This is a genomic window from Ochrobactrum sp. S1502_03, from assembly GCF_044435015.1.
GTDB classification, from domain to species: domain Bacteria; phylum Pseudomonadota; class Alphaproteobacteria; order Rhizobiales; family Rhizobiaceae; genus Brucella; species Brucella chromiisoli.
This window is the reverse complement of sequence record NZ_JAYEXN010000017.1, coordinates 58,067-69,801: the sequence shown is the minus strand read 5'-3', so window position 1 is coordinate 69,801 and position 11,735 is coordinate 58,067. Positions and strand designations below refer to the sequence as shown.

The following is an 11,735-nucleotide window of genomic DNA, read 5'->3' as shown; positions in this document are numbered from 1 at the left end:
CGATTGAAATCGAAGGTCATGTTACCCTTTAAATAAGGGGTCCCGTTTGGATGCCGATAACCCCTCAAATGGGGTCCTTATTCCATGCTTAATGACATTTTTCTTCCAGCGACATCTCCATTCGAGTGGCGACTGCCACAGGGGGGCCGCATCGACTGCGGAAGATTGCCGTCTGGGTATTTCCCAGTATCAAAACAATCAATAGAAAATTTTCTCATGCGCCCCATCGCCAAGGCGTATCCTCCGCTGAAGCTCCTCATGACCCATGGTGCTTATCTGCTTATGCGCGGAGCACACGCCCCCGGTGAAGCTGAAATGATTGTTACCCACTTCCGGCAGGTACTGCCTATTGTGCTCGAATATTTTTGCAATGAAAGTATAAAGAACCAATCGGGGATAAATTTATCGCGTATCAAGGCCTTCATTGAGACCCACCTCTCCGACACCCGTTTTGACCTCGGGGCCGTTGCTTTGAAGTTTAATGTGACCACGCGTCAGGTACAGAAGCTTTTTCAGGCAGAAAAGACGACCTTCTCACGCTATGTGCTTGCGCGCCGCCTGGAGATGGCGCGCATGATTGTTCTACGATCCAGTGACCGGCCAATAAGCACCATCGCATACGAGATTGGATTTGGTGACCTTTCATACTTTAACAGAGCATTCCGCCAGCGTTTCAGGATGACGCCATCGGCAATGCGAAAGTTCTCGAACGATGCGGCTTATCCCCACGACAGGCAGAAGACGTAAACAAAGCAGTCCAGCACTTTTGGGTGCCCGAACGATTTCTTCATTCTCCATTGCACATTTGCGTGCTCGCGCTGTGAGCTTTCGGAAGGTTGTCCATACGGGGCGGATTTAGGAGGCTGGAGTTAGCAAGTCTCAATTTTCCAGGATCGCTTCGAACGAACATTCCCGAGAATGTCCGACTGACGCCTTTGCGTCGAGAGGAGATGGCCGTGGCGTTGCCCGCAAGATCTTGTCGCGCTGGGTCGAGCACTTCAGGCAAGGCAGACGCCCGGCGATGGCTGACCGGTCATCGCGGCTAAAGTCCCGTCCCGGAAGACCGAGGCACTTCTGGCCGTTCTTATGGTTAGGATGTGCGAAGGCTTAAACGCAAAAAAGCCCTTCGTTAAGAAGGGCTTGGTGCAAGTGCAGTTATCGTTGGTTGCGGGGGCACGCAACTACCGATACCGACATTTGCTGCAAGTAATTATTTAGGCACGAAGAAACCGGGCATCTTGTTTTGCTGTCATAGTCGGCGATAATCTGCAAACAGAATTCACTCTTTTCCAAGGATCGGAATCACGGTCACCGCCTGGGATCATGATCTGGACGCATGACAGCGCCACTCGCCGTCATGCGCCAAACCACTCAAAACACGTCCCTAATTCTGCTGCACCAGATGCCCCGGATTGATTTCAATATACTGCCGCTCCGGCGAAACAAAATCCAGCGGGCGCATCGGGCTTTTCAGCTCATCATTGGCAACCCCGCGGCGCAGATTACGCCGCTCAGGATCGGCGATCGGCACTGCGGAAATCAGCTTTCTGGTATAGGCATGTTGCGGATTGTCGAATATCGCGGCGCGCGGACCGATCTCCACGATCTCGCCAAGATACATAACCGCCACGCGATGACTGACACGTTCGACCACAGCCATATCATGCGAGATGAAAAGATAGGCCAGCCCCATGCTCTGCTGAAGATCGAGCATCAGGTTGATGACCTGCGCCTTCACCGAAACATCGAGCGCCGATACGGATTCGTCGGCGATAATCAGCTTCGGATCGAGGATGAGGGCACGGGCGATGCTGATGCGCTGGCGCTGCCCGCCCGAGAATTCATGTGGATAGCGGTTGGCCATATCGGCCCGCAATCCGACGCGCACAAGAAGGTCGGCCGTTTTTTCCCGCGCCTGCTTGCGCGATCCCAGCCTGTGCATGAGGAAAGGCTCGGAGATCGCCTCCCCCACGGTCATCCGGGCATTGAGGCTGGAAACAGGATCCTGGAAGATCATCTGCATCTGCCTGCGCATGTCGCGAAGCCCGGATTTTCCAAGCTTCGCCATATCCGTGTCTCCGACCATGACCGACCCCGATGTCGGCTCGATGATGCGCATCACCGACCGGCCCGTCGTGGATTTGCCGCAACCCGATTCCCCGACCAGCGACAAGGTTTCGCCTTCCCGCAGATCGAAGGACACGTTTTCAACGGCGTGTACGCGCCCGGTCGGCTGGCCGAAAGAACCGCCATGAATATCGAACCTCTTCACGAGGTTCTTGACGCGCAGAATGGGCTGTGGCGCCTTGCTGACCGTGTCCGGCGTCTCCGGCAGCGGCGCCATTTCTCCCGTCTGCTTGTTGACGATGGGAAAACGCTTGGGCAAAGGCTGGTCGCCCATTTCCCCCATGCGCGGCACCGCCGACAGCAGGGCGCGCGTATAGGGATGCTTCGGCGCATTGAAAATCTGCGCCGTCTGCCCCTGCTCGACCGCATCGCCCAGATACATGACGACGGTCCGGTCGGCTATTTCCGCCACCACGCCCATATCGTGCGTTATGAACATGACAGACATGCCTTCCTCGTCCTGCAATTCCTTGATCAGTTCGAGAATCTGCGCCTGGATCGTCACGTCGAGCGCCGTCGTCGGCTCGTCTGCGATCAAAAGCTTCGGCTTGCAGGCCAGCGCAATGGCAATCATCACGCGCTGGCGCATACCGCCGGAAAATTGGTGCGCATATTCCTCAAGCCGTTTTTCGGCTGATGGAATGCGAACCTTTTCCAGAAGCTGGATCGCTTCGCGCCGTGCTTCTTCATGCGAGATATTGCGATGCTGACGCAGCGTCTCGATCATGTGGAAACCAACCGTATAGACCGGATTGAGGCTCGTTTCCTGAAAGATCATGGCAATCTCATTGCCCCTGATCCGGCGCATTTCCTCACCGGACAGGGAAAGGAGACTGCGGCCGTCAAAAGTCACATTGCCTTCGATACGGCTGGTTCTGGATGGCAGGAGCCGCATGATCGACATGACGGTGACGCTTTTGCCGGAACCGGATTCACCCACGACCGCAACGGTTTCGCCGCGCCCGATATCGAATGAAATATCCTTGACGACCGGCGTCCACACATCATTGACGAGAAAGGATGTCTTCAGTCCCTGAACCGAAATCAGGCAGTTATCGGCAGGTATTTCAAGCTGTCTCTGGTTCAACATTATGCACGGCCCTTCGGATTGAATACATCGCGCAGGTGGTCGCCGACGAGATTGATAGCGACGATGACGAGCAGCAGGGCAATGCCGGGATAGAAACTCATCCAGTACTGGCCGGAGAGCATGTACTGATAGCCGTTGGAGATCAGCAGACCGAGGCTCGGCTCGGTGACAGGTACACCCAGACCGAGAAACGAGAGCGTCGCTTCAAGCGCGATGGCGCGCGCGATCTGCACCGTGGCGATGACGATCAGCGGCGGTAGACAGTTGGGCAGCAGATGACGGAAGATGATCCGGTAGAGTGGAACACCCAGACAGGATGCGGCCTCGATATATTCGCGCCGGGTTTCAACCAGCGCCGTGCCACGCGCCGTGCGGGCATAGGTAGCCCATTCGACGATGATGAGCGCCAGCACCACATTGCCGACGCCCTTGCCGAGAAAAGCAAGGATCATCAGCGCAACGAGAATCGACGGAAACGAAAGCTGCAAATCCACAATGCGCATGATCGCGCTTTCGGTGCGTCCGCCAGCATAAGCAGCGAAAAGGCCGAGCGAAGCGCCAACCAGAGCCGCGACCAGAGCCGAAACAACACCCACCATCAGCGATATGCGCAACCCATAAAGAATGCCGGAGAGTATATCGCGGCCCTGATCGTCGGTTCCGAGCAGATAGGTATAACCACCGGCGGCAGAGGGTGAGCCGGGTGGAAGCAGACCGTCCATGATGTCGAGCTGCATCAGGTCATAGGGATTTTGCGGTGCGATCAGCGGTGCGAAAATCGCCGCAAGCACCACAAGCACAAGCCCGCCAAGCGCAGTCATCGCAATGCGCGACTTGCGGAAATCGCGCACGAAGCGCTGCCACGGCCGGTTTGTCGGAACGGTGGAAATGGAAGCTGTCTCGGTTTCGTTGAGGCTGGACATTATGCGCTTCCTTTCGCGCCGAGACGGACACGCGGATCGAGCAGCGTGTAAATGATGTCGACGACAAGATTGATGCAGACAAAGACCAGAACGATCATCATGAGATAGGCGACCATGATGGGCCGGTCGAGAACATTGATGCTGTCGATGATGAGCTTGCCCATACCCGGCCATGCGAAGATGCTTTCCGTGACGACCGAAAACGCGATGACCGAGCCGAATTCAAGGCCTATGACGGTGACGACCGGAATCATGATATTCTTGAGGACATGGACGAAAATGACGCGCTTTTCCGTCAGGCCGCGGGCGCGCGCATAGCGGATGTAATCCTGCGGCAGCACCTCATGAACGCCGGCGCGGACAAGCCGCATGACAAGCGCGATCTTGAAAAGCGACAGATTGAGCGCGGGAAGCAGCAGATGGCGCAGACCGTCGAGCGTCAGGAAGGACCAGCCGACGCCGAAAACGTCCACAGTCTCCCCGCGTCCGCTTGACGGCAGCCAGCCGAGTTGCACCGCAAAGACCATGATCAGCATCAGCCCGATCCAGAAGGTCGGCAGCGAAAACCCGAGGATACTTCCCGCCATAAGCGTCTTCGCCAGCCAGCCGTCGGAGCGAAGACCGGCATAAAGCCCCAACGGAATGCCGATGAGAACGGACAGGAGCGTGGCGCTTATAGCCAGTTCGAGCGTGGCCGGCAGGCGCTGGAGAATGACCTGCAACGCCGGCTGGTTATAGACATAGCTTTCGCCCAGATTGCCCTGCAAGGCGCCCTTGAGGAATTCAAAATATTGCACATAGAGCGTCCCCGCTCCGCGTAATCTGGTGCTCGATGAACCGACGGCTTCGCTCGACGCGGAGAACAAGGCCGCTGCTATCCGTTTGTTCAAAGAGCAGCGCAACAATCGAAGCCAGTTGCTGATTACCCATGACATTGAGGTGGCGAGCGCGCTGGCCGACCGCATCGGCGTGCTACGGCACGGCCGCCTTGTCGAAACAGGCCGGACGGGCCACATATTCGCAGATCCCAAACATGCCTATACGCGCTCGCTTGTCAGAGATCACATTATCGGTGATCGACCGGCACCGAAAGGACGGGCCGCCACACATACTGGACTGGTCGTCTCAAAACTTTCCCATAGCTTTGGGGAAAAACGCATATTGAAAGAGGTGGATCTTTATGTCCCGGCCGGGAGCAGTGTCGCGATCATGGGAGCAAGCGGGGTAGGAAAATCGACCATGGCGCGGCTGCTGACAGGCTTCGAGCCGATCCAGTCCGGCCAATGCCTATGGCGCTCAGGAGAAACGGCTGACGAAACCGCACCCCGCTCCGTTCTCGTTTCGCAAAAGCCGCATGCGGCCATGGCATCCCATTTCACGGTGGAAGACGTTCTTGCGGAGGGATTGATTTTAGCAGCGGAACACCATGGGCAATGGAGAGTGGGTAAAGACTCCAGAAAAAACCGCATTCGGACGTTGCTGACGGAAACCCATCTCCCCACCAACGACGATTTTCTTGAAAGACGTGTCAGCCATCTCTCCGGCGGCGAGGCACAGAAACTGGTCATTGCCCGAGCACTGATCTTCTCGCCCGACGTGATCGTAGCCGATGAACCCACCGCCGCGCTGGACATGATCGCGAAACGGCAAATTGTCGATCTGCTCGATAAAGTCAGACAAAGGCGCAATGCCGCACTTGTCCTGTTTACCCATGATCGGGCTATCGCCGCTCTTCTCGGCGAGACAATACGGACATTGGAAAATGGCCAATTACTTTCATAATTCACGGCTATGTCGATAACCGGTTTCACATAGCCAACGTGGCGCTTTGCAAGCCTTGCCCATCTGACGCCACAGCAAGAGGATGCCGAACAGCCTACCGTCGCAGGCCGCGGCCATTCTTGCCAAGCCACGACAGCAACCGGTGACTGGAGAGAAAGCCCGCTCGGCCAAACCTATTCCAAAGGCCGGCGGCCAAAAACAACATAATTGTCGAAGTTCTGCCATGCTGTCCCTGTTTCGCTAAAACCAGCATGGCGCAGTGCAGCGACATGAAAATCCACAGAGCAGTCGTCGCCGCTCGTCTTACGTTTTGGTGCGCGCGAGGCGAAAAATGCGTCGCGGGCCGGTTTCAATGCGGCGAAGCGCGGTAGCTCCGCCACAGAAGCCCACCATGCCGCCCAGTCGTCCGCGCCATTTTCAACTGCTTCCGCTTCTTTCCGGTCTCGAACCATCTTGGCGACGCTGCGAAGTGTCGGCCAGCGGTCATCAAAGCGCATATGGTCGCCGTTCAGCACGATACCGCCGGGCTGTAAGATCTCTGCCGTAGCACCATATAATTCGGCCAAAGCACCGGGCGACAGCCAGTGCAGCGCCGTTGTCGAAACAAGTGCTGATGGCGTATCGGCACCAAGCGCTGCGAAGCCTTCCATAACAGTCGCCGACCAGGATGGCGCCGACAAATCCGCCTCGACTACGCTGGCACGCTCACCATAGGGAGCGAGTACGACACGGGCAATCTCCAAGAGTACCGGATCGATATCCACCGCAATCACTTTTGCGCGGGGAAAGCGGTCAAGCAATCGCAGCGCCAGCGAGCCCGGACCGCAGGCCGCATCGATGACGCTAAAGCCATCGCCGAATGCTGCTTCCAGAATCTCGAACATGATGCCGAACCGCTCTTCGCGCTCCTTGATGTAGCCTTCCTGCTGGATATCCCACCGTTTCAGAAGCGCCAGTATTTCAGTTTCATCATTCATCGTTACATCCTCGTTTCCGATTTTATTTGCCGGATGGTGTAGCCTGATCCAGGCCACGTCGGCTGCTGGCGGCTTGACGGCGACCGAAAAAGGAATTTGTTGTTCAATATATGAAAGCGATCCGGCGATTCTCGTCATATTGCACGTTTTGGAAAACAACTTAACAAATTAAAGAGGCTTTCTTGCCAGACGCAACAGAACTCCTTCCGGGACCAATGCTGACAGCAAGCGCGCGGGCGATATTTCATCTCCTGACGCAAGGCGGGCCGCAAACGCGCCCGCAACTCGGTGAAGTTCTTGGGCTATCCAGACCAACGCTTTCGGCGGCCATAACCGAACTGGAACTGCATGAGCTTGTTGTCAAGACCGGCGAGCGTCAAGGACAAGTTGGCCGCAAGGCTTCGATTTATCGGGTCGCGGCAAGCGCGGGCCATGTCATTGCCGTCGATGCGGGATCGACCCATATCCGGCTCCGGGTCTCCGCCCTCGACCGCAGACTACTGCATAGCCGGGTTTATCGTTTGCCCGAAAGCCAGTTGCTCCTGGGAGAGGAAATAAGTGCCGCCGTTGCCGAAGAAGTCGAAGAAACGCTGGCGGCGACAGAAACCGGTTGGGGGCCTCTGCGCGCATTGGGCATTGCCCTGCCCGCGCGCGTGGTCGGACAACAAGGCGATGCTCGCCTGACACGGGAAAATGAGATTTTCAGCCGTTTCACACCGCCGGCCGGCGTTTCGCTCATTCTGGAAAACAACGTCAATTGCGCGGCTGTCGCCGAACATTTCAATGGCGCCGCCCAGGACATCGAAACATTCGCCTATGTGCAGATCGGTTTGAAGATGGGCATGGGCATCATGCTCGGCGGCAAAGTCTTGCGTGGCCGCAACGGCGCCGCCGGAGAAATCGGACATCTGGCCTTCCCGTTCGGCCCCGACAGACACCCGATCGCAGGCGAAATGGAACGCTATATCGGCACGCATGCCTTCATGCAGCGGGTTTTGGCGCAATGGCCAAACGATTCCGGCCCCGCACCACGAGATGCCGCGGAACTGATGACGCTTCACGCCGAAGGCAACGCTACGGCGACCATCCATGTTACGCACCACGCGGAGGATATAGGTGCGGTCGTCGCGAGTTGTGTGGCAATCGTCGATCCCGGTGTCGTTGTGCTAGGCGGGGGGCTGGGCGGCAATCCTCTGCTGCGGCCAATCGTGGAGGAAACGGCAAACAAACTCAGCTATCCGGTCGAAGTGCGTGTGAGTACGCTCGGTTCCGATGCGACCGTTCTGGGGATTGAAAAGCTGGCATGCGATCATGCTGTAAAATGGGTTCTGGGCGAACCCATATCCTCCCCCTTTTAGATTCCACCCATTCATAAACCAGACCCGACAGCGTCGGCCCGAAAATCGGAATCGATTTTCGGAAAGTACGATGCGTAGATTCAAAGAGTTGGAGTATCCGCGATGGCAACCAGCCATCCGGCGGGCGCTCCCACATTTGTTTTATCATTCCCGCTCGCTCATTCGCAGGGCATGCCTCCCCCTTCCCCCGTTAACCGCGCTGATTCAGCACCTCTCAAAAAAGTTTCATTTTTGTATTGCCTAAGTCCGATTTTGTTTGTTAGGCTTCCTAACATAATAATGATGGTGGAACTATCGCGGCGTCAAAAGCCGTTACAAAGAGGAAACAGGAATGAATTTTTCTAAATGCAAGACGGCACTGTTGGCCGCCGCTGCCATATCCGTGGCAGGTGCCGCAAGCGCTCAGGAACTCCAATATTGGGTTTATTCCGACTTCGCGCAGGGCGACGCGTTGAAATTGCAGCAGGAATTCATCGCAGAATTTGAAAAAGCCAATCCCGGCGTCAAAATCGTCATTTCCGGTCGTGGCGATGATGATCTGACATCAGGACAAATAGCGGGTGCCGCATCCGGGAACCTGCCTGACGTCTTTATGAACGGTCTGGCCGTCGGCGCACAGCTTGTCGATGTAAAAGCGCTCGCCAATATCTATTCCGACTGGATGGCGATGCCACAGGAATTCCGCGACCAGTTCAACCCGGAAGCCATCAAGGCCTGCTCGCCCGCGCCTGAAACCATGTATTGCCTGCCCTATACCGGCTTTGGCGAAATCGTGTACCGCAATCTGACCGTGCTCGAAAAGGCCGGGATCGATACATCCGTTCCGCCCGCGACATGGGATGAATGGCTGGCCCAGATGCAGAAGGTCAAACAGGCGGGAAGCTACGCTATCCCGGATATGACGCAGGTTTTCAACGGCGTCGCGGCATTCTATGCCATCGTCGGTGACAAGAAGAACTGGACCGTCGATTTTACGACCAACAAGACGGCAATCGACAAGGAATCCCTGGCCCGTACACTGCAGACATTCGTCGATATGGCAAAGCTCAACAGCGGAACCAGCCGCAACGATCAAGCGACACGCGACCTTTTCATCACGAACCAGCTCGCCTTCCACACATCCGGCCCCTGGCTCAACCCGACTTATGCAAAGGCTGCGGCAGAATCCGGCCTGAAATATGATTTCGTACTGTTGCCAAGCCGCAATGCCGGAGATCATGGCGGCGTTCGCAGTTACGAATTCGTCGGCGTTGCCCCCGGACCCAATCGTGAAATAGCCTGGAAGTTCGCGGCTTTCATCACCGAGAAAACCCAGATGGCACGCTGGGCGAAGCTGTTGTCGCGCTATAATGCCAATGCTGCCGCCATGGCCGATCCGGAGGTCGATGCCCTGCCGCTGGTCAAGACATCGGTTGAAGCTGTTCGCTATGCGATGGATGTGCAGCCACCTTACTTCGTCAAGCCAATCCCCAACTGCTATCGCCAGGCCATTACCGACATGGCTTCGGCTGTAGCAGATGAGGAATATACCCCCGACGAAGGCGCTGAAGAGCTTATTGACGAGCTCAATGCATGCCTGGCTGAAAAATAATGTGCTGCTGGCGGCACTGTGGCCTCCACTGCCGCCAGCCGAAACATATCCGCACACATGAATAGTTTTGTCTGGGCGGATTTCCGCGATCAATAGCCTATCGAACACGAGCAACGGACCTGAGATGAGCGCAAGACGTCTCCTGCCACATTATGCAATGGTTCTGCCATTTGGCATTCTGTTTGCGGTATTCTTTCTATATCCACTGGCGAGCGGGCTGTTTTACAGCTTTCATAGCTGGAATGCCGCAAGCGAGCCTCATTTTGTCGGGCTTGCCAATTATCAGTCTGTTCTCACATCGCGGGACTTCTCGCGCGCCATGGAGAATCTGGCGATCTACATCGTCATCACCGTACCGCTTGGCATTATCATCGCCTTGGCGCTGGCGCTTCTCGTCGACAGTTTCACCGGCTTCTGGGCCAATTTCTTCCGCAGCGCCTTCTTTCTGCCGGTCGTTCTGCCCGCCTTCCTTGCCGCCACGATCTGGCGCTGGATGTATGCACCCAATTTCGGCCTCATCAACATGGTGCTTGGCTGGCTCGGTATTCCCGCCATCAATTTCCTTAATGATACGGGAATGATGCTCTACTCGATGATCGCAGTCGATGTATGGGTATCCGCCGGTTTCAATATGGTGATCCTGCTTGCGGGGTTGAAAAACATACCGCAAGACCTCTACGAAGCCGCGCATCTCGATGGCGCAAGCCGTTTCCAGCAGGTGCGTTTCGTAACCATCCCCATGCTGGCGCCGGTTCTTTATTTCGTCGTGACTTACGGCTTCATTTCCGCGCTTCAGGTTTTCGACGTGCCGTGGCTTCTGACCGGATCGTCCTTCACCTCCTATGGCGGACGGCGCGGCGCGCTGCTCTTCCCGGTCATGGACATGATGGGACGTGCCTTCGGAGAAGTCCGTTTCGGCGAAGCAACCGCCTATGGCTTCATTCTGGCAATCATCATCATGCTCTTTACCGGCGTCATGTTCGCATTGCGCTCCTGGAGGAAAGTGAAATGAATACGGATAGCGTTTCCCCGCAGACCGGTTGGGCGATCATTGCCGACATCTGGACCTGGCGCTTCCTCAAATGGATCGTTGCGATTTGCGTCACCATCGTTGCCATATTTCCGATCTGGTGGATGATCAACGTGGTCTTTTCCGACCCCGGAACGCCTGTGTCGATCGACCCGCGGCTTTATCCGACTTCGCTGGAATCCGGTCTTTCCAAAATCCGCATGATCCTTCTGGAAACGCCTTATCTGCGTGCCTATTTCATCACCGTTACCTATGCGCTGTTGACCATCCTCGGCGTTCTGCTCATCGGGTCCATGGCCGCCTTTGAATTCGCCCTGTTCGATTTTCCGGGCAAGAAGGTGTTGTTCGGGCTTGTGATGCTTTCCCTGATGGTTCCCTCCATCGTGACCATCATTCCCACCTATCTGCTTGTCGCCGATCTCGGCTGGCTGAATACGATGCAGGGACTGGTGGTGCCGGGATTGGCATCGGCCTTCGGCCTGTTCCTGCTGGTCCAGTTCATGCGCTCGCTGCCCATGGAGATGATCGAGGCGGCGCGTCTCGACGGAGCCAGCCACTTCAAGATCTACTGGTACATTGCCTTGCCGCTGTCCAGAAACGCGATGGTGACGCTGGCAATCCTTACCTTCATGCGGACATGGGGCAATTTTGCCTGGCCGCTTATCGTCGCCCCGCGACCCGACACCTACACAGTCGGTCAGGTCGTAGGCCTCTTCAACGCACCATATTCACATCAGACCGTTGACGTCGTGATGACGGCCAACCTGCTGGCCGCCGTGCCTCCATTGATCTTCTTCCTGATTTTCCAGCGCAAGATCGTCGAGGGCATAGCAATGTCCGGTACAAAAGGATGAACG

Annotated in this window: 9 protein-coding genes and 2 pseudogenes; 7 read left to right on the top strand and 4 right to left on the bottom strand. The window is 56.3% G+C overall.

The annotated features are described in order from the left end of the window. The first annotated feature begins 84 nt into the window (after nt 1-84). Both VBH83_RS12570 and VBH83_RS12565 read left to right on the top strand, forming a co-directional pair. The gene (locus VBH83_RS12570) at nt 85-747 is read left to right on the top strand and encodes a helix-turn-helix transcriptional regulator (RefSeq protein ID WP_396997977.1); all 663 of its coding nucleotides are present in this window, start codon (nt 85-87) and stop codon (nt 745-747) included. A gap of 203 nt (nt 748-950) precedes the next feature. Then, a pseudogene (locus VBH83_RS12565) lies at nt 951-1,057 on the top strand (IS481 family transposase); the annotation flags it as partial. 327 nt (nt 1,058-1,384) lie between these two features. Here VBH83_RS12565 and VBH83_RS12560 read toward each other — a convergent pair. The 3 genes and pseudogenes from VBH83_RS12560 to VBH83_RS12550 all read right to left on the bottom strand — a co-directional run. Then, the gene (locus VBH83_RS12560; RefSeq protein ID WP_396997975.1) at nt 1,385-3,217 is read right to left on the bottom strand and encodes an ABC transporter ATP-binding protein; all 1,833 of its coding nucleotides are present in this window, start codon (nt 3,215-3,217) and stop codon (nt 1,385-1,387) included. Beyond that, nucleotides 3,217-4,140, bottom strand: a complete 924-nt coding sequence (locus VBH83_RS12555) for an ABC transporter permease (protein ID WP_396997973.1) — start codon at nt 4,138-4,140, stop codon at nt 3,217-3,219. Before VBH83_RS12555 ends, VBH83_RS12560 begins: the two co-directional genes overlap by 1 nt. Beyond that, nucleotides 4,140-4,943: pseudogene (locus tag VBH83_RS12550) on the bottom strand (ABC transporter permease); the annotation flags it as partial. The pseudogene VBH83_RS12550 and the gene VBH83_RS12555, both read right to left, overlap by 1 nt. A gap of 22 nt (nt 4,944-4,965) precedes the next feature. On the opposite strand from VBH83_RS12550, the gene VBH83_RS12545 reads away from it, so the two are divergent. Beyond that, nucleotides 4,966-5,922, top strand: coding sequence for an ATP-binding cassette domain-containing protein (locus tag VBH83_RS12545; protein ID WP_396997971.1), 957 nt, complete (start codon nt 4,966-4,968; stop codon nt 5,920-5,922). A 173-nt stretch (nt 5,923-6,095) separates the two neighbouring features. On the opposite strand, the gene VBH83_RS12540 is transcribed toward VBH83_RS12545, so the two are convergent. Continuing rightward, entirely contained in the window at nt 6,096-6,899 is an 804-nt protein-coding gene (locus VBH83_RS12540; protein ID WP_396997969.1) for a class I SAM-dependent methyltransferase, read from the bottom strand. A gap of 182 nt (nt 6,900-7,081) precedes the next feature. On the opposite strand from VBH83_RS12540, the gene VBH83_RS12535 reads away from it, so the two are divergent. The 4 genes from VBH83_RS12535 to VBH83_RS12520 all read left to right on the top strand — a co-directional run bounded on the left by VBH83_RS12535 (nt 7,082) and on the right by VBH83_RS12520 (nt 11,732). Then, nucleotides 7,082-8,257 carry an ROK family transcriptional regulator gene (locus VBH83_RS12535; protein ID WP_396997967.1) on the top strand — a complete coding sequence of 392 codons (1,176 nt, stop codon included), beginning with the start codon at nt 7,082-7,084 and terminating at the stop codon, nt 8,255-8,257. Between the two features lie 331 nt (nt 8,258-8,588). Beyond that, the gene (locus tag VBH83_RS12530; RefSeq protein ID WP_396997965.1) at nt 8,589-9,848 is read left to right on the top strand and encodes an extracellular solute-binding protein; all 1,260 of its coding nucleotides are present in this window, start codon (nt 8,589-8,591) and stop codon (nt 9,846-9,848) included. Nucleotides 9,849-9,972: 124 nt separating this feature from the next. Beyond that, entirely contained in the window at nt 9,973-10,860 is an 888-nt protein-coding gene (locus tag VBH83_RS12525; RefSeq protein ID WP_396997963.1) for a carbohydrate ABC transporter permease, read from the top strand. Continuing rightward, a complete protein-coding gene (locus VBH83_RS12520; protein WP_396997961.1) occupies nt 10,857-11,732 on the top strand; it encodes a carbohydrate ABC transporter permease in 876 nt (291 codons plus the stop codon). The genes VBH83_RS12525 and VBH83_RS12520 overlap by 4 nt, the downstream gene beginning before the upstream one ends. Nucleotides 11,733-11,735: the final 3 nt, after the last annotated feature.